The organism is Aurantiacibacter zhengii (assembly GCF_003584125.1).
Taxonomy (GTDB): Bacteria; Pseudomonadota; Alphaproteobacteria; order Sphingomonadales; family Sphingomonadaceae; genus Alteraurantiacibacter; species Alteraurantiacibacter zhengii.
The window spans coordinates 617,968-640,315 of record NZ_QXFL01000001.1 but is presented as its reverse complement, the minus strand read 5'-3'; the positions used below and the strand labels follow the sequence as shown (position 1 = coordinate 640,315).

Genomic DNA, 22,348 nt, shown 5'->3' with positions numbered 1-22,348 from the left:
GCCCGCCATGGACCCCGCCGCCATCTTCGACCAGATCGCCATGATGATCCGCGAGATACCCAAGTCGGGTCTGCTGATGGCGGCTATCGCCGCGATGGCGGCAGGCGTGTTGGGTTCGATGCTGATATCGCGGGTGCCGGCATTGGGGCGTTTGTTGCGCTTTGCCAGCACGCTTTCGCTGATGGCGATCTTGGTGCTGGTGGTGCTGCAACTTTCGCGGCTGGACCCGCGCTTTTCCATGGCCGTGCCCGAACTGGGAATGCCCGAGCAGGTGGTGCAGGGCGGGGAAACTCGCGTAGCCCTGTCGCGTGACGGGCATTACTGGCTGGACGCAGAGGTTAACGGCCAGCGCTTTCCCTTCATGGTCGATACCGGTGCCACGCTGACCGCGGTAAGCGAACGAACCGCGCAGATCGCGGGGCTCGAGCCGCGCGACGGCGGGCTGCCGATCCGCCTGCAGACGGCTAACGGCGCGGTGGCTGCGCACCTGACGAACATCGAGTCGCTGCGCTTTGGCAATGTCGCTGCCAACGGCCTCGACGCGGTGATCGCGCCGGGGCTGGGTGATACCAACGTGATCGGCATGAACCTGTTATCGCGCCTCGCCAGCGTACGGATCGAGCAGGGCGAGCTGATCCTGGTGCCCAACAATCCGCAGGAACCGCTGCCCCCGCGCGACTGATCCGATTTACCGGCGATAAGTTGGCTTTTGCAATTCCCGCAAGGGTGGGGCAGGGCGGCTGCCTATGATGCGCCGCGCACTACAGAACACCGGCTGGCTGATGGGCGCGCGCGGCATCAACGCGGTGCTCAGCCTCGTCTATTTGGCGCTTGCCACCCGCGCGCTGGGACTGGAAGGGTTCGGCCAGTTCGTCATCGCCTTCACCTTCGCGCAACTGGTTGTAGGTTTTACCAGCTTCCAGACATGGCAGGCCGTCGTCCGCTGGGGACAGACGGCGGAAGATCGCGGCACCGCCACCGGGTTTGCTCTCGCGCTGGACGCGCTGACCATCGTCACGGGCACCGTGGCGGCGGCGCTGATCCTCTGGCTGGCGGGCGACTGGCTACCCATCGCGCCGGACCTGCGCATGCCGACCTTCCTGTTCACCCTCGTTTCGCTGCTCGCCATCCGCTCCACGCCGACCGGGCTGCTGCGCGTGCATGACAAATATGCCCGCGCTGCTGCGGCGGATTCGACCACCAGCGTCATGCGCGCTGCCGGGGCCGGCGTGGTTGCGGTATTCGCACCGAATATTACCGCCTTCCTCGTCGTCTGGGGCATCGCCGAAATTGCGACCGCCGCAATGTACTGGTGGATGGCGGGCCAGACGGAGCGGATAGACTGGCGGCGCTTCAGCCTGTCGCGCCTTCCCCGCGAAGCCGGGGCTGAACAGGACGGTAAGGCGTGGAGCTTCGTCATCGGCACATCGCTTTCCGGCATGCTGACCATTGCCAGCCGCCAGTTGCTGGTGCTGCTGGTCGGCGCTTTCGGCGGCGCGGCGCTGGCGGGCATCTACCGCGTGGCCGCGCAACTGGGCGAGGGACTGCTAAAACTGGCGCAGGCGCTGCTTCGCGCGGTCTATCCCGAGTTGGTGCGCGATCCCGAGAATGCGCGCTTGCTGGCAGCAAAGATGACCCGCATCGCAATCGTTACCGGCGCGGTCGTTATCGGCTTCGGCCTTGTCGCAGGCGAATGGATCATCATTGCCATTGCGGGCAGCGCATTCCTGGCTGCGTACTGGCCGATGATCATCCTTGCCGCCGCCGCCGCGCTGGAACTGTCCGGTGCCAGCCTCGAGGCGCTGCTGCTGGCGCATGGCAGGGCGATCACCAATTTCCTGCTGCGCGGCATTCCCACGGCCATCGGCCTGCTGGCGCTGCCATGGCTGGTCGACGCGCTGGGCGCAGCGGGCGCTGCACTGGTCGTGCTGGGAACAAGCGTTCTGACCGTGACCGGGCTGGTGTTCGTCAGCCGCCGCCCGCGGGATTGATCGCGGTCTCTGATACGGTTGCGGGTGGGAAAAGTGGCTGGGGTGGCAGGGATCGAACCTGCGAATGCCGGTACCAAAAACCGGTGCCTTACCACTTGGCTACACCCCAGCAGGAGCGCGCTCATATAGCGGGCGGATCGCAGCGCGCAACCCGCCCCTTTTGGCTATGGCCTTAGTCGCCGATACGCTTGCGCACCGGATCGAACAGGCTCTTGTCCTCGATCTTGCCGAAATCGGCGGCGCTGTGGCGTTCGGGCATGGCCTTGGAATTGACCAGTCGACCGCGAATGGCAGCGGGACGCGCGTCGATTTCCTTCACCCAGCGGCCGACGTTTTCGTATTCGTGCAGCGATAGGAACCTGTCAGATCCGCTGTAGGCACCGTGGTACAGCGCGCTGAGCCAGGGATAGGTTGCGATGTCGGCAATGGTCAGATCGTCGCCCGCCAGGAAGCGGATCTCGCCCAGCCGATTGTTTGCCACGTCGAAGATGCGCTTGGTTTCCATCGCATAGCGGTCGATGGGATACTTGTACTTCTCCGGCGCGTATTCGTAGAAATGGCCGAAGCCGCCGCCGATGAACGGGGCGGTGCCCAGTTGCCAGCTTAGCCAGCTCAGCGTTTCAGCGCGGGCCGGGTTGATCTTAGGCAGCAGGTAGTCGAACTTTTCTGCCAGGTGCTGCAGGATCGCGCCGCTTTCGAATACGCGGAAAGCTTCGTCGCCGGACCGGTCGAGCAAGGCGGGGATTTTCGAATTCGGGTTGAGATCGACGAAGCCCGAGCCGAACTGGTCGCCTTCCGAGATGTCTATCTTCCACGCATCGTATTCCGCACCGGCATAGCCGCGTTCGAGCAGCTCCTCGAACATGATCGTCACCTTGATGCCGTTGGGCGTACCCAGCGAATAGAGCTGGAACGGATGCTCGCCCACCGGCAGCTCCTTCTCCTCCCGCGCGCCGGCGGTGGGGCGGTTGATACCGGAAAACTTGCCTCCGTTCTCGGATGGCTGCCAGACTGCGGGCGGGGTGTAGGTATCGGACATGGACTAGGCTCTCCAGAAACGGGTCGTCGGCGCGCAAGATGGGTTGCGGGCTGCGGTGCTGCAAGCAAGCATAGGTTTACCCCGCCGGCAGCCGTCCTTGCTGCGGTTTTGCATTTGCGCTTGTCTTGTGCGCATACTGCACGCCTGGGTCGCATCAGGTCGCAAGATACAGGGGGTATCTTTGGCGAACATGCAGCCTGACGGCAGACTCATCCTGGCGCAGTCGGGCAGCTTGCGGCTGTTCACGCTGTTCATCCTCTACGTCGCGCAAGGCGTGCCGATCGGGCTATTCTGGTTTGCGATCCCGGCATGGATGGCGACCAACGGGGCCGACGCGTCGGATATTGGTTACGTGCTTGGGCTGACGGCACTGCCGTGGACGCTGAAGCTGGTGAACGGATTCATCATGGACCGGTACACTTTTCTGCCCATGGGCCGCCGCCGCGCGTGGATCGCGGGGGCGCAATGCGTGATGATCGCGCTGCTGATCGCCTGCGCCGTGATGCGGCCAGATGTCGACGACATCCTCCTGCTGGGCATCGCCGGGTTCGTGGTGAACATGGCGACCACGTTCCAGGATGTCGCGGTGGACGGGCTTGCTGTCGACATCATGGAAGAGGAAGAGCGGGCGCGGGCCAGCGGCATGATGTTCGGGGGCCAGTCTATCGGCATTGCCATGGCCACGGGCCTGACGGGCGTGGCCATAGCCAATTTCGGCCCGTCTGCCGCCTATGCCCTGGCGGCCTGCTTCATCGCCCTGATCACCGCACACATCCTGCTGCTGCGCGAGCGCGACGGGGAACGGCGCCTGCCGTGGAGCGAGGGGCGGACCCATCCGCGCAACGCGGAAATCCACCTGGGCGCGTGGTGGCCCATCATCACCAACACGGCAAAGTCGCTGCTCCTGCCCGTCAGCCTGCTGTGGCTGCCCATCCTGCTGGTGCGCGGATTTCACATGGGCATGTTCACCGCCATCACGCCGGTGCTGGGCGCGGGCGAAGTGGGGTGGGACGAAGCCGCCATCACCGGCGCCGTCGGCACGGCCCAGCTTGTCGCGGGCATCCTGGGCCTGAGCCTGGGTGGCTGGGTCGGAGACCGCTTCGGCGCGAAGAAGGCGACGATAGGGTACTTCATTATCTTCATGGCGCTTTCCACCCTGATGCTGGCCGCGCAGTCGATCTGGAGCGATCCTTCGCTCTATTATGTTTTCGTGTTCGGCTGGGTCGTGTTCGACATCCTGCTGACCGTGGCGGCGCTGCCGATCTCGATGCGGCTGTGCCATCCCAGCGTCGCAGCGACCCAGTTCACGCTCTACATGGCGTGCAGCAATTTCGGCATCAGCATCGGTGCGTGGGTTTTCGGCCTGTCGGGCAGCCTGGGAGGACTGCCCGGCATGTTCATCATCGTTCTGGGCCTGCACGGCATCGGCCTGCTGCTGATGCTGGTGGTGAAATTCCCCCGCCGTGCCGGGGCGCCGCGGGAAATCGTGGCCGAGGTGGCAGAAGCACCGGGACCGCGGGCTCCCGTCAGCTAAGCGCTAAATTTCATCGTGCGGAACCGCGCGCCATATCAGTCCGTTAAGCGCGGACCATGGCAACGCGCCCGTCCAACCTCATCCACGTGGATGACAGCCTTCCCGGCATCACTCGCAAGGGGGCTGGGAAGGGCTGGGCCTATTACGATCCCGACGGCAAGCTGATTACCGATCCGGCGGAGAAAAAGCGCCTGAACGCCATCGCCCTGCCGCCCGCCTATGTCGATGCGTGGTTCTGCCCGGCGCCCAACGGCCATATCCTTGCCACCGGCTTCGATGCCAAGGGCCGCAAGCAATACCGCTATCACCCTGAGTTTCGCAGCTGGCGCGAGAGCGAGAAGTTCGACGGGTGCGTGGCTTTCGGCAAGCGCCTGCCCCTTTTGCGCAAGCGGGTGGAGGAGGACATGCGGATGCGTGACCTGCACCGCGACCGCGCAACGGCCAGCGTGGTGCGCCTGCTGGACCTTGGCGCTATCCGCGTGGGCAATACGAACTACGCGCGCGAGAACCGCAGTTTCGGGGCGACAACCCTGCGTCGACGCCATGCGGAGCTTACCGGGCGCACCTTGCGCCTGCGCTATACCGGCAAAGGCGGCAAGAAGCGCGAGGTGGAACTGTCCGATACGGCGCTGGCCACGTGCGTGCGCAAGATGCAGGACCTGCCCGGCCAGCACCTGTTCTGCTGGATAGATGCAGAAAACGTGGCGCACGATGTCACTTCGGGCGACGTCAACGCTTACCTTTCGGAAACGATGGGCGCGGCGTTCTCTGCAAAGAATTTCCGCACATGGCATGCCAGCGTGATGGCATTGCGGCTGCTTGGAGAAGCCAGGGAGGTGCTGACGATCAAGTCAGTGCTGGAACGGGTGGCCGAATACCTTGGAAACACGCCGGCGGTAACGCGAAAAAGCTATGTCCACCCCGCCGTGATCGACCTGATCGCCCGGCAGGAGGAATGGCGCGAAAGTATGCGCCTGCCGCGCCGCACCCAGTACCAGAACCGCTGGGAACGCGCGCTGATCGAATTGCTGGAAGCCTCGCCCGGGGCGGAGGAACTGCTGGCTGCGGCCTAGGCCGGTCGCGTCCGTGTCACCTAAGAGTCTTCAAGGCGTAACACTGTTACTGTTCAGATGCGGGCATGACCCGCATCGCCATTTTCGCCAGCGCTGCAGCGCTGATCGCCTTGCCGACCTCCGCCTTTGCCGGAGACCTTTCGGGCACGGTGAACGATTCCACCGCGCGTCCCGTGGCCGGTGCGCAGGTCGTCATCCCAGAGCTGGGTCTTTCCACCGTGACCGATGCCCAGGGCACCTATCGTTTCGAAGGACTGGAAGCAGGCGAACACCGCGTGGCCGTGGAACTGGCGAATGACGAGCGCCAGTTTGCCAGCGCGCAGGTGCCGGAAACGGGCGAGGCAAAGCGCAACATTTTCCTTTATTCCAGCGCTGCACTCGATCAGGCCCGCATCGGTATCAACCCGGTGGAGGCCATGCTGGCCGAGGCTCTGATGGCGCGGGCGTGGGAAGATGCCCGCCGGATGACGGCACAGGCGGAAACGCAGGGGGCCATGGCGCTGCCTGACCTTATCGGCTGACAGCCCCCGTCACGCACATCCGTGGGTTTCACGCCCCTGCAACGCCGGTGTAAAAGCGCCTGCGGATCGCGCCAAGCGCGCGTGACTCCGGCTTTGTGCTGGGCTAGATGCTTGCGCCTGTTACCAATCGAAGGATGTTCCGAATGCGCCGCGCTATCATCGCCCTCTCGCTCGCCACCGCCCCTGTTGCCCTGCTGGCCGCCTGCACCGCCGCCACCGAGCAGGCCGAGGTGGGAGGCTATGACATGGCCGCCAGCCGCGCCAGCATTGCCGACGTGGAGATGGCGCCCGACACCAGCTACCTCACCGCGGAAGAGCGGCAGGTGGTGAACCTGCTGATCGAGGCGAGCGGCTACATGGACGAGATCTATCTGCGCCAGCGCGGCGGTGACCTGCCGACCGTGCGCGAGGAGATCGCGCAGAGCGGTAATGCCGAGATTCTCGACATGTTCGACCGCAATTTCGGCCCGTGGGATGCGGTGGACGACAACCACCCCTTCTACGGCGAGACCGAATGGCCCGAAGGCGCAGGCTTCTACCCGGCAGACCTGACGCGCGAGGAATTCGATGCCTACCTGGAGGCAAACCCCGAGCAGCGTGAGGCGCTGATGAGCCCCTACACCGTGGTTAAGCGCGAAGGCGATGGCTTCGTTGCGGTGCCCTATTCCGAGGAGTACGCCGAATTCCTGCAGCCCGCAGCCGAGCTGCTCCGCGAAGCTGCCGAAATCACCACCAACCCCAGCCTCAAGCGCTTTCTTTCCCTGCGCGCCGAGAGTTTCCTGACCGACGACTATTTCGAAAGTGAAATGGCGTGGATGGATCTGACGGATACCCCCATCGAAGTCGCCATCGGCCCCTACGAGGTCTACACCGACCGCCTGTACGGGACCAAGACCGCGTTCGAGAGCTTCGTGACACTGAAGAACCCAGAAGAAAGCGCCGCGCTCGATCGCTATGTCGGCTACCTGCGCGACATGGAAGGCAACCTTCCTATCGATCCGCAATACCACAATTTCGCGCGCGGTTTCGAAAGCCCCATTGCCGTGGCCGACCAGATCCACGGCGGCGGTGACAACGTGCCCGGCGTGCAAACCATCGCCTTCAACCTGCCCAACGACGAGCGCGTGCGCGAGGCCAAGGGCGCGAAGAAGGTGATCCTCTCCAACGTGCTGGGCGCAAAGTTCGACCGTATCCTGGACCCCATTGCCGACGTTGTGCTGTCGCAGGAACAGGCCGCGCTGGTCAGCCGCAAGTACATGCAGCTCTTCACGCTGTTCCACGAACTCAGCCACTCGCTGGGGCCGGGCACGATCACCGTCGATGGCCAGCAGACCACGGTGAACGAGCAGCTGCGCGAGCAGTATTCGGCGCTGGAGGAAAGCAAGGCCGATGTGATGGGCATCTACAACCTCCTCTACATGATGGAGCGCGGCGAACTGCCCGAAAGCGAAAAGAGCGAACTGCTGGCTACCTATGTCGCGGGCTTGTTCCGCTCCATGCGCTTCGGCATCGAGGAAGCCCACGGCAAAGGCGCGGCGGCGCAGTACGGCTTCCTGCTGGATTACGGCTCCTTCGCCTGGGACGAGAGCCAGGGCCACTACGTGATCGATGAAGCCAAGCTGGTGAGTGGCCTGACCGAACTGCTGCGCACTGAGTTGATGCTGCAGGCCCGGGGAGACTACGTGGGCACCAAGGCGTTCTTCGATCGCTACGCGCGGCTGGACGAGCACGCCGAAGCGGCGATTGCCGGAATGGACGACATTCCGGTCGATATCCGCCCCATCTATCCCGACAGCGTGTAGGGCTGGCGGAACATCGGCGCTGTCGCGGGTGTTGGTGAGCTAAAGGGCGCGGGGTTCGCGCCACTCACCGATACCTATGGAGCGTTCCGATGAAAGCCTACACCCTCACCGAATACGGCGATGCCGACAAGGCGCAGATGCGCGAGGTGGAGCGGCCCACGCCCGGCCTTGGCGAAGTGCTGGTGCGGGTAAAGGCTGCCGGTCTCAACCCCGTCGATTACAAGATCCGCGAGGGCGCGCTGAAGCCGATCCTGCGGCTGAAGCTGCCGATCACGATGGGCAACGAACTGGCAGGCGTTGTCGAAGCGAACGGCAGGGCCGCCACGCGCTTTCCGCCAGGCACCCGCGTCTTCGCCCGCGTGGGCAAGGAACGGCTGGGCGCCTTTGCCGAATATGCCGTGGTGCGGGAGGAATTCCTGACCCCGATTCCCGAAAGCATCGACTTCGAAACCGCCGCCGCCATTCCGCTGGCGGGACTTACCGCGTTGCAGGCATTGCGCGACGAACTGGAAATCGGGCCGGGCTTCCGTGTGCTGATCACCGGCGGCGCAGGCGGCGTGGGTACCTTCGCCATCCAGATCGCCAAGTACCTTGGCGCGGAAGTCGTCACTACCGCATCCGAGCGCGGGCGCGAACTGGTGAAGGACATGGGCGCGGACGTGGTGATCGATTACGAGCACGAGAAGTTCGAGGACGTAATCGATCCCGTAGATGGCGTGTTCGACCTGATCGGCGATGACACCCTTTCGCGCTGTTTCAAGGTGGTGAAGGAAGGCGGGCGTGTGGTCTCCATCGCCGGCACCCCCGAACCGCGCACTGCCACGAGCGATCTTGGCGGCCGCTACGGTCTTGCCGCCGTGTTCTGGGCCATGAGCCGCGACCTGCGCAAGCAGGCCCGGAAGGCAGGCGCTGACTATCGCTACATTTTCATGCACCCCAGCGGCAGCGAACTCGCCTACCTCGCCGAAATGGCAACTGGCGGCGACCTGAAGCCGGTGATCGACAGCCGCTATCCCTTCGACGACATAGAAAAGGCAATGGCCGAACTGGAAGAAGGCCACGCCAAGGGCAAGATCGTGGTGACAATGGAGGGGTGAGTCGAGTGGACGCAGGATAGCGCGCGGTTTCCCTGTGTCAGTGCTGCCGAGATCGGACTTTCTGCTTACGGTCCGATTGTGGACACGAAGAAATGGCTAGACGCAATCGTCGAAGCTGGGCGGACCACAACGGGCTAAGAAGTCATCGAAAGCCCTCTCAGCTTCACCCTCGTCTACCGATTTTGAGCCATCGTAGATTTCTGCAGCATCGCCTTCGCAGGTGTACTTTCGATCCCGTTTCGCCAACGGGAAAACAAACGCCGTGATGATCCCTTAACGGCAATAAGTGAACCTAGTGTGTTTAGTAAACTATACACCACTTCCGACAATTATGTTGGACACCTTGCAGGCGATGCGATAGATGCGAGCCATGGATGAAAATCTGGTCGGAAACCTCGACGCCGCCATCCTGTGCGTGATCGCCTTTGTCCTGTTCTTCGCCGGGCTGGTCTACCACCTGCGCCGTGAAGACAAGCGAGAAGGGTACCCGCTGGAGATGGAGGGCCCCGACGGGCGTATCCACCGGGCCGAGGGTTTTCCGGCGGTTCCCTCCCCCAAGATATTCAACCGGCCCCACGGTCGCGGTACGGTACAGGTTCCCCGTGTCGAAGAGCCCGAGAATGTCCGGCCCGCTGACCAGCTACCCCCGATTGGCTTTCCCATGCTGCCCGGCGCCGATCCGCTGATGGAAGGCGTGGGTGCGGCAGCGTGGACTCGGCTGCGCGAGGAAAAGCCCGACCTTGACGTGGAGGGCGATCCCAAGCTCATCCCGCTGAACGACTACCAGGAATATTACATTCCATCCGGCGATCCCGATCCGCGCGGCTGGGACCTCTATTCCGCCGATGAACGCAAGGTCGGCAAGGTCCACGATCTGTGGTTCAACCGCGCCGAGTTTTTCCTGCGCTATTACGAAGTTTCTATCGACGGAGCCGAAGGGCGCCGCCTCGTTCCGGCGTTCTTTGCCGAGGCCTTGCCGGAAGATCGTATCGTGCGCGCGACGACCCTTGCCGAAAGTGACCTGCGCCGCGTGCCGGTGCGCGCGGCCGACGATTGCATAACCATGCGCGAAGAAGACCGTTTGAACGGCTTCTTCGCTGGCGGACTGCGATTCTCCGGCCGGCAGGGCCAGATCCACGATCCCGCATGACCGCCCCGGCGCCCCGAAACCAGCCCATCGATATCGAGCTAGGCCTGCCGGGCCCGTTGCCCGAAGGGGAGCGCGTGCTGTGGCACGGCAAGCCCGCTCGCTCGGCACTGTCGCGCTATCTCTTTCGCTGGCCCATGCTGGCGACCTATCTCGCGCTGGTAGCGCTGCTGCCCCTGCTGGCTACGGTGCAGCAGGGGGCAGGCTTGATGCAGATCGCCTTGAGCCCGCTGCTGGTGCTGCCGTTTGCCGCGGTCATCCTCGCCTTCGTGCAGCTCGGGTCATGGCTTCTCGCAACCACCAGCACTTATATTATCACCGATCGCCGCGTGATCCTGCAGGTGGGCGTGGCGCTGACGCGAACGGTCAACATCCCGCTGCGGCAGATTGCCCATGTGGGCGAGCGGGATCGCCGCGGCAGCCGCGATATCGCCCTGACCTTGCGCCGCCCCAACAAGATTGCCTGGCTGGCGCTGTGGCCGCACGCGCTGGCCACGCAGTGGAAGCAGCCCGTGCCCCTGCTTCGCGCTCTTCCTGCAGATTCGCCCGCAGGACAGATACTGGTCGACGCACTGATGCGGGCCGCGCCCGGGATCCGCCATCCTTCGCAATCCCCGGTGAAGGACAAGGCACGTGCCCAGACGCCTGTAGGGGCTGAAGCCCGTGTCTGAGATAAGAGTGCCGCGCGGCGCCCTGATCGGCGCGGCGCTGCTCGTGGGGTTTACCGTCACCACCATACCGCTTGCCCGCCACTACGAAGTCGGCCGGCTGGAGACCGCCGCCCTTGTCGATGCGCCGGAGAGCAGGATGCTGGTGTTCACCCCGCTGCCCGGCGGGGAGATGCTGGTATCGGACGAGCAGGGGCATCAGCTGACCCGGCTCGTGGTAGAAGGTGATACATTCGCGATGACCGCGGTCCGCGCGCTGGCGATGCAGCAGCCGCTGCGCGATGAAGCAAGCGAGTACCACCTGCTGGTTCAACGCGATGCTGGCGGTCACCTCGAACTGGCCGATCCCGAGACCGGTCGCGCGGTGAAGCTGGAGGGGTTTGGCCGGGCGAGCGTCGATGCTTTCGCGGGCTATCTCGATCGGAGCCACGGCTAGCGGCCTGCCAGCGGCCTGCTAGCGACAAGGCCCAGCCGGCACTCCTACTCGCCGTCGCTTTCGCCCTGCACCAGTCCTGCTGGATCGGGCGGCGGTGCCTGGATTTCGGCCATGCGCGCGTTGCGTGTTTCGTAAGCGGTCTCTCGCACGATGGCATCACGCGATATGCCTGTGGCATGGAGTGCCTCGTAACCCGCCGCCATCGGTGCCCCGCCCAGCGGGCGTGACATGCCGTTGTGGCACGTGGCGCAGTCCACCTTGGCCACATCGCCCAGTGGCCCCAGCTTGTTCGCCGGGAAGATGTCCTGCAATCCTACGAGATAGTCGTTGTTCAGCCGCTGGACCATGCGAATGCCATACCAGGCGTTTATGCGGGCGGGTGTGCTTTGCGACCAGTCGGCAAAAGCGCGGCTGTTGTGGCAGAACGTGCAGTTGACGCCCATTCCATCTGACATCTGCATCATCAAAATGTAGATGTCTTCAAGCTTGCTGAGATCGGCCACCTCGCCCGATACCGCGCGCGCCTGGGCGCCGGTGATCGTCTTGTCATCCAGCAGGTAATCCTCGAACGGGCGGCGGGGGAAGAAATCGCGCATGTTTTCGGCAGTGCGGTTCCACGGGGGCGGCATGCCCACGATCCCGCCCATCGGCGGCTTAGGCTCGGCACCCCTTAACCACACTTTCGACGGGATGTTCTGGCCCCTGTGACAGGTGTAACAGGTAACGCCCGTTTGGCCGACATGGCGAGAGTTGCTGTTAATGTCGCGAACCATCTGCAGCATCGTTCGGGCGACCTGCTTGGTGTAGATGGCATCGGATGCGAACCCTTCGGTCAGGTCATGACAATAGCCGCACCCTTGCTCGGGGGCGACCCATTCGGTGATCGATGCCATCAGGTGGTCGAAGCGGGCGGAATCAAGGCCGCCCAGCACTTGCAGGTTCTGGTAGACGGCCGATGCCGGTTGTCCGCTCGGTTCGAAAGCCGGTATCTCCGGCGGTATCAGGTTGAGCGGGTCGGTGCGCGTGCGTTCCGAGGTGAAAGTGTTCATCGCTATCCCGCGCCAGCCCCATTCGCGCGATTCGATCGGATCCCACGGCGCATCCCACTTGGGCACCACGATGAGGAACAGCAGGGTCACTGCCGCCGCAGCCAAGGCCACGATGCCCACTATACTTGTGCGTGATTTCTCGGGTGCCGGCTTCATGGTGCGCCCTCCATCGCCGGGGGCGGCGGCGGCAGCGTATCGACGGCGGTCTGCGAACTGTCGGCTGCGGCGCGTACCTGCTCGGCGATCTCGGGTGGCAGCACCATGTCGGGGTAGGTCTGCGGATAGTCGGGAGCCAGGCCCCACTTGACGCCCCACAGGTACCAGTTGTCTACCACCGTTCCTGTAAGGAGAATGCCGATGGCACCGGTGAAGGTTGTCAGCACGGCGAACCAGTAGGCCCAGCGGTGCACCGATTCGAACGTGGCGTTGAAACCCATGCACCAGCGCCAGAACAGCGCCCCACGTTCGGCCGCAGTGCCGCGATCCATGATCTCCTCGGTCTCCCGCTCCCCGCCGAAGCGCGAAGTTGCGAGGATTGTGCCGCCGTGCATCGCGAACAACAGGACCGAGCCGTAGAGGAACGCGATCGAGAAGCAGTGGAACGGGTTGTAGTAGAAGTTGCCGTAAAGGACGGAAAAAGATGCCGTCCAGTTCAGATGCGGAATGATGCCGAACGGCGGTGCCTCGTGCCACGATCCCATCAGCATTGGCCTGATAAAGCCCAGCGAAAGGTAGAGGAAGATCGCGGAGGCAAAAGCCCAGGCGACATGCGTGTTCATTCCCAGCGCCTTGGCCCGCAGGTAGATGCGCCCCCACCACAGCAGGATGGACGCGGTGAGGAAAAAGCCCGCCATTATCCACCAGCCCCCTTCCTCCAGCGGGACGAAGGGCGAAAAACCCCACTTCGCATCCGGCGGGTCAAGCCGGTGCCAGGCTATCCCCTCGATGAAGGCAACGGGGTTCCATTTTACCTGGGCGAGGAAATTGAGGCCGATGATCTCGATGGCGATGAAGCCGCAGATGAGCGAGGCGATACCGCAGAAGCCGAGATAGGTTGGGCCTATCTGCGGATCGCCGATCTTGCCGATCCAGCGGCTAAGAAATGGTTTGCCGATGCGCGGAAACTCGTGGCCACGCAGCGGAATGCCCTCGTCGTGAGGCCCGTGAATCTGGATCTGGGAATAGAGGCTGTGAAAGGAGGCCATCAGTGGAGTCCGTCCAGACCCATGTCGTTCCAGAACGGCAGTTGCAGGTACCAGTCGTACCAGTAAGGCCAGCCGTCGATCCAGAACGGCCCGCTGATAAGAATGCACACCGCGCTCCACAGGCCGGCGTTGATGGCGGCAAACCAGCCAAGGCGATGGATGCCGAGCGGACCGATGGAATAGAGGATGGTGTCGCGGAAATACTGGTTTTCGTGCTGGCCGTGCTTCACTTCCTCCCCGTCCGGAGGATTCACGGCCGAAAGTATGACCCCTCCGTGCATCGCCAGGATCAGCGTGGTGCCGAAGAAGCAGGTCACGGCGATCATGTGCGCCGGATTGTAGTGAAAATGCAGGGTCTGATAACCGACGTTCGAAACCCAATCGAGGTGGCTGAAGATGCCATAGGGAAAGGCGTGTCCCCACGCGCCCAGCATCACCGGGCGGATCACCTCAAGGCTGATGTAGGCGAAGATCGCGGCGGAGAACGCGATGGGGATGTGGAAACCAATGCCAAGCTTGCGGGCTATTTCGACCTGTCGCAGCGCCCATGAACAGAAGGCACCCACGGCGCATATGGTAATCACCTGCCAGAGCCCGCCTTCCTTCAGCGGCGCGAAACCCAGACCGTATTCGATGGCGGGCGGGGCGATGTCGATCTGCCAGATGTTCCAGGTCGGCCCGATGGCTGCGCCGTAGATGATGAGGAGCGTCCCCACGAGCGCGAATATCGCTGTCGTGACGCCGAAGAACCCGACATAGAAAGGCCCAACCCAGAAATCGAACAAGCTGCCGCCGACGAGGGTGCCCCCGGCCACCCGGTACTTGCGTTCGAAGCTGAGCATGGACATGCGGACACCCCAACTGTGCCGTTAGACTTACACTACAACTTGTCTAGCTTGCCTAACACTCCCGGAAAGCGGTGTCCAGTTTGTGTTGGCAATTCAAACATCCTGCTGGAGCGCGTGGCGCGGTACCCGCCATGCGCAGCGACACATTTGGCGGATTCTGCTGCAGGGCACCGTTCACTGTGTTCCAGGCCCGCCCGCGCGGCGGTCTGGCCTCGCCGCCAGCGGATCGCTAAGGGGCGGCGCATGGCCATCCCGCTTCCTATCGACAACGCGCCCATCCGCGTCGCCGCACTCTATCGCTTTGCCACGTTCGAGGATCCCGCCGCGCTGCGCGGGCCGTTGCTGGCGGCCTGCCGGGCGGGCGGCGTGCGGGGCACGCTGCTGCTGGCGAAGGAGGGGATCAACGGCACCATCGCGGGCACGCCTGCGGGCATCGACGCGGTGCTCGGTCACATTCGCGCGCTGCCGGATTGTGCCGATATCGAAGTGAAGTTCTCCGGCGCTGTCGCCATGCCGTTCCACCGCACCAAGGTGCGGCTAAAGCAGGAGATTGTGACGATGGGGCAGGGCGATCTCGACCCTGCGCACAACGCGGGCACCTACGTCGATCCGCAGGACTGGAACGACCTGATCGCCGACCCGGACACGATCGTGATCGACACGCGCAACGACTACGAAGTGGCGGTGGGCCAGTTCGAAGGCGCGATCGATCCAAAGACTCCCAGCTTCCGCGACTTCCCCGAGTGGTTCCGCGCCGAGCGCGCGCGGTTGCTGGGGGAGGGCAAGCAGCCCAAGGTGGCGATGTACTGCACCGGCGGCATCCGCTGCGAGAAGTCCACTGCCTTCCTGAAGGCCGAAGGGGTGGAGGAGGTCTACCACCTGAACGGCGGCATCCTGAAATACCTCGAAACGGTGCCGGAAGACCTCAGCATGTGGCGCGGCGAGTGCTTCGTGTTCGACCAGCGCGTGACCGTGGGCCATGGCCTCGCGCTGGGCAGCTACGGCCTGTGCTTCGCCTGCCGTCGCCCGGTCAGCGCACAGGACATGCAATCCGAACACTACGAGGAAGGCGTCAGCTGCCCCGCCTGTTGGGATGAACGCACCGACGAACAGCGCGAGGCCTATCGCGAGCGGCAGCGGCAGGAAGAGCTTGCTATGGCACAGGGGCGTGCCCACGTCGGGGCGGTACTGCCCAGCCAGCTTGTGAAGGACGATGACCCGGAGCCAGACGACCATTCCTGACCGCATCCTCTACAGCTTCCGCCGCTGCCCCTACGCCATGCGCGCCCGCCTGGCGCTGGTGGTGAGCGGGACGCAGTGCGAACTGCGCGAGGTGAAGCTGTCGGACAAGCCCGATGCCATGCTGGAAGCCTCGCCCAAGGGCACGGTACCGGTGCTGGTGTTGCCCGATGGACCGGTGATCGAGGAAAGCATCGAAGTGATGCGCTGGGCGCTTGCCCGGAACGATCCCGAAGGCTGGCTGGAGCGTGATGATCCGGAACTCATCGCCGAATGCGACGGTCCCTTCAAGCATGCGCTCGACCATTACAAATACCCCAACCGCTACGGCGATTGTGACCCGCTGCCGCACCGCGCGCGTGGTCTGGAATTCCTGCAAAAGCTGGACGCGCGGCTGGCCAAAGGCGGCCAGCTATGCGGAGAGCGGCGCGGTATTGCGGACGCGGCGATCTTCCCCTTCATCCGTCAATTCGCCAACCATGATCGCGAGTGGTTCGATGCGGCCGACCTGCCGAACCTGCACCCATGGCTGGAACGGCATCTGCAGTCGCCGCTGTTCAAGACTGTGATGCAGCGGGAAAAGCCGTGGAAGCCGGGGCAGGAGCCGGTGGCGCTGGCGCTCTAGTCCAGCTTCATCACCCAGCCGTGCGTATCTTCCACGGTGCCGCGCTGGATGCCGACCAGCTTCTCGCGAAGTGTGCTGGTCAACTGGCCCGGCCCGCCGCTGCCGATGGTGAATTCACCGTCGCGCCCGGCAACCTTGCCCACCGCCGTCACGACCGCAGCCGTACCGCAGGCGAAAGTCTCCACCAGCTTGCCGCTTTGCGCATCGTCGCGCCACTGGTCGATGGAATACATTTCCTCGGCCACGTCGAGGCCCTGTTCGCGCGCCAGGGTCATGATGGAATCGCGGGTAATGCCGGGCAGGATCGTGCCGCCCAGCGGGGGTGTGATCATGCGCCCGTCGTCGAACACGAAGAACAGGTTCATACCGCCCAGTTCCTCGATCCACTTGCGTTCGGCAGCATCGAGGAACACCGTCTGGTCGTGCCCCTTAGCAAAAGCCTCTCCTGTGGGGACGAGGCTGGCAGCGTAGTTGCCGCCGCACTTGGCAGCGCCCGTTCCGCCGGGGGCGGCGCGGGTATATTCGCTGATCCACACGGACACCGCCGGTGCGCCTGACTTGAAGTAATTGCCAGCGGGCGAGAGGATCACGATGAACTTGTATTTCGTCGCCGGACGCACGCCCAGGAAGTGCTCGTTGGCGAACATGAAGGGACGGATGTAGAGCGAACCGCCTTCGACGCCGGGGAACCAGTCGGCATCCTTCTTCACGATCTGCTTCACCGACTCGATGAACAGGTCCTCGGGCAATTCCGGCATGGCGAGGCGCTTGGCACTGGCGTTGAAACGCTTGGCGTTCGCCTCGGGCCGGAACAACGCCATCGTGCCGTCAGTCAGCTTGTAGGCCTTCAACCCCTCGAAGATTTCCTGCGCATAGTGCAGCACGCTCGCCGCTGGGTGGAGCGGGATCGGCTCGCATGGGCCGAGTGTGGCACTGTGCCAGCCTTCACCTTCGTCATAGTCGATCATCACCATGTGATCGGTGAACACCTTGCCAAAACCGGGATCTGCAATGGCCTGCGCACGGGTGGCGCCGGGGACGGGTGCGGGGTGCTGGATATGCTCGAATTTCATGGGCTAGCCGATTAGGCAAGGGCGCGGGGAGAGGCAAGAGCTTCGCGTCTTCCACCGGAAAGCTTACGTCCCGCATGTCCGCAGTATCCGCATGTGGGGCACCAAATTGGTGGCTTTGCACTCTGGCTAGATCATCACTATGCGTCACCACCTCTCGTAGTGCATCGCACGACGAGCGAGAGTATGAACCGCCTGGAGGCAATAAGTGTCCGTCGAGGGTATCATCACTGGTCACGAAGAACGGTTCGACTGGCCCGAATTTGCGGGCTTGGCGCAACCCTACATTCTGGCCAGCGTCCCGCGGACGGGCAGCACGTATCTCAGTCATCTGTTATGGCGTACCGGCTGCCTTGGCGCGCCACTTGAGTATCTCAATTTCCAGCCCAGCGGACCGCAGGGCGCCGTCAGCACCTCGCCCGAAGGCCAGATAAAGCTCTGGAAAATGGTGCTGGCACGGCGGACTTCGCCCAATGGTGTCTTCGGCGTGAAGGCATTCCCCCTCCAGATGGAGGAACTCGCCCGCACCAACCCGGCACTTCTTGCCTCGGCGATGCGCTTTCTGTTGCGAGCGGGGCCTGCAAGCAAAGTCGTCCAACTCCGCCGACGGGACGAAGATGCCCACGCCATCTCGCTGGCACGGGCAAGCCTTTCGGGCATATGGAGAGCCGAGCAGGAAGCCGGCCCGGGCGAGGCTCCCGAGTATTCCGAGGCAGTTGTGCTTCGTGCCAGGCATGAGCTGGCTATCCAGGAAAAAGCCTGGCAACAAATGTACCGTGAGACCGGCATAACTCCGCTGGTGCTATGGTACGAAGATGTCGTCGAAAATCCCGATGAGGCGGTAGCGCAAACTGCCGACTATCTCGGGGTGACGCTCGATCCAGCACAGCAAGTGGACGTCCCGCATATCAGGCAGCAGGATCAGACCGGCGCAAATTACTGGCGTGCGCGCCATGCAGATGGCGGCTCTATCGACTAGCTGCCAACGACGTGCGTAGCCTTTTCCAGAGATACGCTCGCCTTCGTATCGAACCGTCGCGCTCTTTGTTGCGAGATTAAAACGTTAGCCCAGTTTGTTTGGTCGATCGCTTTCCACTCATAAACAGACGGTTGGCACAGGGGGCGGTCCTGAAAACCGACTGGCAGCAATACCATGATTGGAGATGAAAGCGGACTTTCCGCTAACGACCCGATTGCGGACATTGTGGACTTGGAGATCAAAGCCCATAAGCTGATCGATGTTACTCGGAACAAAGGGCTGCGCATGAGAATAGGTCGAGGATCTGCAGCAGCTCTGTGCATCTCGGCAGTGTTTACTGTTTCGTGTTCGGAACAAGAGGTTCCCAGTCTGACCGCTGGGTTTCAGCAGATTTCGATGCGCTCATCGCTCTATGCGGAAGCGCCGAAGGTCGTCGCTTCGCCTAAGCCGACTTTTCCCAACGAACACGCCAGCGCAGTCTCTTCTGAGATTGACGTCAGTTATGATGTAACCTTTGAATACTTCGAGACGGTATCCTTGGCCGACAAACCGTACGAAATCTACGAGGTGGTTGGTGTGCCTGATACTTTTGTGGGCGTCCCACTAGCTGGCAGAGAGCTAATCCTGGTCACCCTTTGAGCAGAGAAACTTCAGTCCGCTTTCCACCCCTAATCAGACGTTCGATAACGGGGACGACACGCCCAAAAGCGGACTGGCCGCTTTGCCACTCTTGGGGCCAAAAGCCGCATGTCAGCTAGCGACCCGATTGCGGACGTTGAACGAATTTGCGAGCCTATGACCAATGAAATAAGCAATGAGGTACTAGGGATGAAACTTGTCGCTGACCTTTTGGCGTGGGCTTCTGCATTTCTGCTCGGCGTGCTCGGCGGCATGACCTGGGTCTCGAACATGGCGGAAAGCTTGCGACTAGATGCTCTTCTGTTTACGCCATCACAATTGGTCTTAGCGGCTTCAATGCTCTGCCTCATCCTCGCGCTAATTATTCGCTCCAAGACCAGAAGAGCGACTTAGAGGGTCGGCTTCCCACCCCAATCGCGGACGTTCGCCGTCTCCTGCATGTCTGACGAAAGCCGACATTCCGGGTTGCTCGCAAGGTCAGCTCGCAACGGTTGCTTTGCCGGGTCGTCGCCGACCTCCCTCCGGGAGCCTCGGCATAATGAAGGGTACGCCCCAAAAATGAGAAGGCCAGCTACGCTCGATGCGTAACTGGCCTTCGCATGGTCAGCGGTCAGTTAGACCGCCCACGAAACCTTACTCGGCGAGTAGAAGTTACCGAATATGCTCCGCATGGGTCATCACCGACCTCCCTGCTGAACCATGAGACATCGGATCACCTCCTTTCGCGCTTTTGAGCCAGAACCCTGCCGTTTCACCGGGGGCAAGACCGCGTGGACCGCTGGTCTTGCATGCATTTGTGAATCACGCAGAGGCCGAACGCAAGACTTGTATTATTCTTTTTCACAGCGATAATCGTGCGTTCGCCAGGGCTACCTGCGGCAATCCTCGATCACCCTGGTGATTTCCGGCCAGGCGGGCGCATAGATCGGGCTCTTGCCGGTCACATCCACCGCGAAACGTCCCTTCGAAAAAGCCATTGCATCCAGCAGCGGATCGCTGGCGGCAAGCTGCGCGACGATCAGCTCGATATCGCCCTCGCGGAACGGACTGGCAGTCAGTCGGCGGTCCTGTGTTTCGGTGCGGATCAGCATTTCCACCTGGCCCGGCGCGGTTCCGGCGCGGGCGATGCTGACGCGGCGCGATGCACGCTCGCAGCGGATGATGAGTTGCACGGTATCGGGCGTGCGCCCGGTGCCGAAAGAGGCCAGCGGATCGCCCGCGTTCCCGGCATAGCGCCAGTCACCCGGCGTCTGCGGTGCGTCCATCCAGTTGTCGAAACTGGGCGTCACCACCTGCACGGGTGCAGCCTGCGGCTGGGCCTGCGTAGGCGTGGGGGTGGGAGAAGGCACCGGCGTGGGCTCTGGCGAGGGCGGCACGCAGGCCGACAGGGCCAATGCGCCAAGCAGGGCGGAAGAGGCGGCGAGGAGGTTCGATTTCATTAGCTGCATGCATCCAATACGCGCGAGATGCCCGGATGTGTCGGGAATTGCATCCGTTCACCGTCCGGCGAGGTCAGCACGACCACTTCGCCAGGCGTTGCAAAGGCATGGAAGATGGCGAGGTCGCCTTCGATCTCGGCTTCCAGGTAAGGCAGCATGGCGCTGTCGCGCGGGGCCATATCGATGCGTGCAGCTTCCCCGCCGGCATCGATGCGCCATGGCTGCGGCTGCGCGGCGTCGGATGCGATGGCGAGAGTCACGGTGCCCGAAAGACTGTCGCATTCGATGGCCAGCGTCGCATCGGTTTCGGGCTCGCCGAAATAGGCCGCGCCGCCTTGCGGGTTCTCATTCACGTCCCAGCTGCCCGTCACCAGCGCCGTGCCGTCGGGCGCGGCGGTGGGCGTCGGGGCGCTGGTCAACACCGGCTCGGGCTGGGTGGCTGCGGGGTCTTCATTTATATCCTCGCTATCGTTGCAGGCCGCCAGGGAGGCAGCGACAAGGGCGAGGGGAAAGGCATGACGAAACTTCATCGGGCAGGTTCCTTCTGGACCGGAGGCCATCGCCCGCTCTATCGCGGTCCCCATGAATTCGCGCAAGCCGTCCCGTAACCGAATTGACACAATGCTCGTCGAACGCGGCGAAGCGGAATCGCGCACCCGTGCGCAAGCGCTGATCATGGCGGGCCTGGTGTTCGCCGGGCCGCCCGGAAAGCTCAGCCGCGTCGACAAGTCCGGCCAGCAAATACCTGAAGATTGGGCGATAGAGGTGCGCGGACGCGATCATCCCTGGGTCGGGCGCGGCGGCGTAAAGCTGGCCCACGCTATCGAGCATTTCCGCCTCGATCCTACCGGCGCGGTGGCGATGGACATTGGCAGCTCCACCGGTGGTTTTACAGAGGTGCTGCTGCACCACGGTGCGGCGCACGTCTTTGCCGTGGATGTTGGCACCAACCAGCTGGCCTGGAAGCTGCGGCAGGACGATCGCATCACCGTGCTGGAGCAGACCAATGCCCGCGCGCTGACGCCCGACATCATCGACCGGCCGTGCAACTGGGTGGTGTGTGACGCCAGCTTCATCGGGCTTGCCAAGGTGCTGGAGGTGCCGCTCGCGCTCGCCGCCCCGCGCTGCCAGCTGGTGGCGCTCATCAAACCGCAGTTCGAGGTGGCGAAAGGCGAGGTTGGCAAGGGCGGCATCGTGCGCGATGCGGGCCTTCACCAGCGGGTGTGCGGCGAGGTGCGTGAATGGCTGGAAAGCGGCGGCTGGACCATCCAGGGCATAACCGAAAGTCCCATAACGGGAACGGAGGGCAACGTGGAATACCTGGTCTCCGCCTTGCGTGATAGCTGACCTCCCGCCAGATTGGCTTTTCGAATCACGGAGTCGCTCCACCGGATGAACCGCCTTGCTTCCCCCGCGCAGTTGCGTGCCAGCCTGATCCGCTGGTCCCTGTTCATCGTCCCCACGGTGATGCTGCTTGGCTTCCTTTCCGGACAATTGAGCGGCAGCGCGGCGGACAATCTCTGGTTCCAGTCGCTGGAAAAGCCCGACCTGTTCCCGCCTCCCGCCACGTTCGGCATCGTCTGGACGATCCTCTATTTCATGATGGGCTTGGCTTTTGCGATGGTCTGCGCGGCGTGGGGATCGCGCCTGAGGGTGTGGGCGATCATCGCCTTCATCGTGCATTTCGCCATCAACCTGACGTGGTCGCCGACTTTCTTCGCGATGCAGGATATCGCCCTGGCGCTGTGGGTGATCGTGGCGCTGGATGTGACGCTGATCGTCACCATCGTGCTGTTCTTCAAGGTGCGCAGATGGGCTGGCATCCTGCTGCTGCCCTACCTTGCCTGGGCGCTGTTCGCCACACTGCTGAACTGGCAGTTCCTGCAAGCCAACCCCGATGCGGGTGCGGTGGAGGAGTCGGGCGCAGTGCAGCGGATAGAGTTGTAG

Annotated in this window: 24 protein-coding genes and 1 tRNA gene; 17 read left to right on the top strand and 8 right to left on the bottom strand. The window is 63.1% G+C overall.

Features of this window, described 5'->3' with window-relative positions; all coding sequences use genetic code 11:
• Positions 1 to 7 precede the first annotated feature (7 nt).
• Both D2V07_RS03210 and D2V07_RS03205 read left to right on the top strand, forming a co-directional pair.
• Positions 8 to 682: a retropepsin-like aspartic protease family protein gene (locus D2V07_RS03210; RefSeq protein WP_119584602.1), complete on the top strand. Its 675-nt coding sequence runs from the start codon at positions 8 to 10 to the stop codon at positions 680 to 682.
• A 64-nt stretch (positions 683 to 746) separates the two neighbouring features.
• Positions 747 to 1,991: a lipopolysaccharide biosynthesis protein gene (locus D2V07_RS03205; RefSeq protein ID WP_119584600.1), complete on the top strand. Its 1,245-nt coding sequence runs from the start codon at positions 747 to 749 to the stop codon at positions 1,989 to 1,991.
• A 34-nt stretch (positions 1,992 to 2,025) separates the two neighbouring features.
• On the opposite strand, the gene D2V07_RS03200 is transcribed toward D2V07_RS03205, so the two are convergent.
• Positions 2,026 to 2,100 (bottom strand) — tRNA-Gln (locus tag D2V07_RS03200).
• A 63-nt stretch (positions 2,101 to 2,163) separates the two neighbouring features.
• The gene (yghU, locus tag D2V07_RS03195; protein WP_119584598.1) at positions 2,164 to 3,030 is read right to left on the bottom strand and encodes a glutathione-dependent disulfide-bond oxidoreductase; all 867 of its coding nucleotides are present in this window, start codon (positions 3,028 to 3,030) and stop codon (positions 2,164 to 2,166) included.
• Positions 3,031 to 3,220: 190 nt separating this feature from the next.
• On the opposite strand from yghU, the gene D2V07_RS03190 reads away from it, so the two are divergent.
• The 8 genes from D2V07_RS03190 to puhC all read left to right on the top strand — a co-directional run bounded on the left by D2V07_RS03190 (position 3,221) and on the right by puhC (position 11,308).
• Positions 3,221 to 4,564 carry an MFS transporter gene (locus D2V07_RS03190; RefSeq protein ID WP_119584596.1) on the top strand — a complete coding sequence of 448 codons (1,344 nt, stop codon included), beginning with the start codon at positions 3,221 to 3,223 and terminating at the stop codon, positions 4,562 to 4,564.
• A 56-nt stretch (positions 4,565 to 4,620) separates the two neighbouring features.
• Positions 4,621 to 5,637, top strand: a complete 1,017-nt coding sequence (locus D2V07_RS03185) for a DNA topoisomerase IB (protein WP_119584593.1) — start codon at positions 4,621 to 4,623, stop codon at positions 5,635 to 5,637.
• A 65-nt stretch (positions 5,638 to 5,702) separates the two neighbouring features.
• Positions 5,703 to 6,158, top strand: a complete 456-nt coding sequence (locus D2V07_RS03180; RefSeq protein ID WP_119584591.1) for a carboxypeptidase regulatory-like domain-containing protein — start codon at positions 5,703 to 5,705, stop codon at positions 6,156 to 6,158.
• 143 nt (positions 6,159 to 6,301) lie between these two features.
• On the top strand, positions 6,302 to 7,960 hold the full coding sequence (locus D2V07_RS03175) for a dipeptidyl-peptidase 3 family protein (RefSeq protein WP_119584589.1): 1,659 nt from the start codon (positions 6,302 to 6,304) through the stop codon (positions 7,958 to 7,960).
• 89 nt (positions 7,961 to 8,049) lie between these two features.
• Entirely contained in the window at positions 8,050 to 9,057 is a 1,008-nt protein-coding gene (locus D2V07_RS03170; RefSeq protein ID WP_119584587.1) for an NADP-dependent oxidoreductase, read from the top strand.
• A 370-nt stretch (positions 9,058 to 9,427) separates the two neighbouring features.
• Positions 9,428 to 10,207, top strand: coding sequence for a photosynthetic reaction center subunit H (puhA, locus tag D2V07_RS03165; RefSeq protein ID WP_158586756.1), 780 nt, complete (start codon positions 9,428 to 9,430; stop codon positions 10,205 to 10,207).
• The gene (gene puhB / locus D2V07_RS03160) at positions 10,204 to 10,875 is read left to right on the top strand and encodes a photosynthetic complex putative assembly protein PuhB (RefSeq protein WP_119584583.1); all 672 of its coding nucleotides are present in this window, start codon (positions 10,204 to 10,206) and stop codon (positions 10,873 to 10,875) included. Before puhA ends, puhB begins: the two co-directional genes overlap by 4 nt.
• Complete coding sequence (puhC, locus tag D2V07_RS03155) at positions 10,868 to 11,308, top strand: photosynthetic complex assembly protein PuhC (RefSeq protein WP_147366893.1); 441 nt, start codon at positions 10,868 to 10,870, stop codon at positions 11,306 to 11,308. The genes puhB and puhC overlap by 8 nt, the downstream gene beginning before the upstream one ends.
• A gap of 44 nt (positions 11,309 to 11,352) precedes the next feature.
• On the opposite strand, the gene pufC is transcribed toward puhC, so the two are convergent.
• The 3 genes from pufC to pufL are packed head-to-tail and all read right to left on the bottom strand — an operon-like array spanning position 11,353 to position 14,410.
• Positions 11,353 to 12,513 (bottom strand): photosynthetic reaction center cytochrome PufC, encoded by a 1,161-nt coding sequence (gene pufC, locus D2V07_RS03150; protein WP_119584579.1) that lies wholly within the window; start codon positions 12,511 to 12,513, stop codon positions 11,353 to 11,355.
• On the bottom strand, positions 12,510 to 13,562 hold the full coding sequence (gene pufM, locus D2V07_RS03145; RefSeq protein ID WP_233548219.1) for a photosynthetic reaction center subunit M: 1,053 nt from the start codon (positions 13,560 to 13,562) through the stop codon (positions 12,510 to 12,512). The genes pufC and pufM overlap by 4 nt, the downstream gene beginning before the upstream one ends.
• Positions 13,562 to 14,410 (bottom strand): photosynthetic reaction center subunit L, encoded by an 849-nt coding sequence (gene pufL / locus D2V07_RS03140; RefSeq protein WP_119584577.1) that lies wholly within the window; start codon positions 14,408 to 14,410, stop codon positions 13,562 to 13,564. The genes pufM and pufL overlap by 1 nt, the downstream gene beginning before the upstream one ends.
• A gap of 243 nt (positions 14,411 to 14,653) precedes the next feature.
• Here pufL and trhO point away from each other — a divergent pair, with 243 nt between their 5' ends.
• Both trhO and D2V07_RS03130 read left to right on the top strand, forming a co-directional pair.
• The gene (gene trhO / locus D2V07_RS03135; protein ID WP_119584575.1) at positions 14,654 to 15,652 is read left to right on the top strand and encodes an oxygen-dependent tRNA uridine(34) hydroxylase TrhO; all 999 of its coding nucleotides are present in this window, start codon (positions 14,654 to 14,656) and stop codon (positions 15,650 to 15,652) included.
• Positions 15,624 to 16,274, top strand: coding sequence for a glutathione S-transferase (locus D2V07_RS03130; protein WP_119584573.1), 651 nt, complete (start codon positions 15,624 to 15,626; stop codon positions 16,272 to 16,274). Before trhO ends, D2V07_RS03130 begins: the two co-directional genes overlap by 29 nt.
• Here the strand turns inward: D2V07_RS03130 and D2V07_RS03125 are convergent.
• Positions 16,271 to 17,347, bottom strand: a complete 1,077-nt coding sequence (locus D2V07_RS03125; RefSeq protein ID WP_119584571.1) for a branched-chain amino acid aminotransferase — start codon at positions 17,345 to 17,347, stop codon at positions 16,271 to 16,273. The two genes, D2V07_RS03130 and D2V07_RS03125, sit on opposite strands and share 4 nt — an antisense overlap.
• Positions 17,348 to 17,552: 205 nt before the next feature.
• On the opposite strand from D2V07_RS03125, the gene D2V07_RS03120 reads away from it, so the two are divergent.
• From D2V07_RS03120 to D2V07_RS03110, 3 genes are all read left to right on the top strand, one after another.
• A complete protein-coding gene (locus D2V07_RS03120) occupies positions 17,553 to 18,323 on the top strand; it encodes a Stf0 family sulfotransferase (RefSeq protein ID WP_119584569.1) in 771 nt (256 codons plus the stop codon).
• A gap of 174 nt (positions 18,324 to 18,497) precedes the next feature.
• On the top strand, positions 18,498 to 18,962 hold the full coding sequence (locus tag D2V07_RS03115) for a hypothetical protein (protein WP_147366892.1): 465 nt from the start codon (positions 18,498 to 18,500) through the stop codon (positions 18,960 to 18,962).
• Between the two features lie 156 nt (positions 18,963 to 19,118).
• Positions 19,119 to 19,355, top strand: coding sequence for a hypothetical protein (locus D2V07_RS03110; RefSeq protein ID WP_147366891.1), 237 nt, complete (start codon positions 19,119 to 19,121; stop codon positions 19,353 to 19,355).
• A gap of 476 nt (positions 19,356 to 19,831) precedes the next feature.
• Here D2V07_RS03110 and D2V07_RS03105 read toward each other — a convergent pair whose 3' ends face one another.
• Together D2V07_RS03105 and D2V07_RS03100 are read right to left on the bottom strand one after the other, a co-directional pair.
• Positions 19,832 to 20,401, bottom strand: a complete 570-nt coding sequence (locus D2V07_RS03105; RefSeq protein ID WP_147366890.1) for a hypothetical protein — start codon at positions 20,399 to 20,401, stop codon at positions 19,832 to 19,834.
• Complete coding sequence (locus tag D2V07_RS03100) at positions 20,401 to 20,931, bottom strand: hypothetical protein (protein ID WP_147366889.1); 531 nt, start codon at positions 20,929 to 20,931, stop codon at positions 20,401 to 20,403. The genes D2V07_RS03105 and D2V07_RS03100 overlap by 1 nt, the downstream gene beginning before the upstream one ends.
• Positions 20,932 to 21,022: 91 nt before the next feature.
• Between D2V07_RS03100 and D2V07_RS03095 the strand changes: the two genes are divergently transcribed.
• Positions 21,023 to 21,748, top strand: a complete 726-nt coding sequence (locus D2V07_RS03095; RefSeq protein ID WP_119584559.1) for a TlyA family RNA methyltransferase — start codon at positions 21,023 to 21,025, stop codon at positions 21,746 to 21,748.
• Between the two features lie 45 nt (positions 21,749 to 21,793).
• Positions 21,794 to 22,348, top strand: coding sequence for a TspO/MBR family protein (locus tag D2V07_RS03090; RefSeq protein ID WP_119584557.1), 555 nt, complete (start codon positions 21,794 to 21,796; stop codon positions 22,346 to 22,348).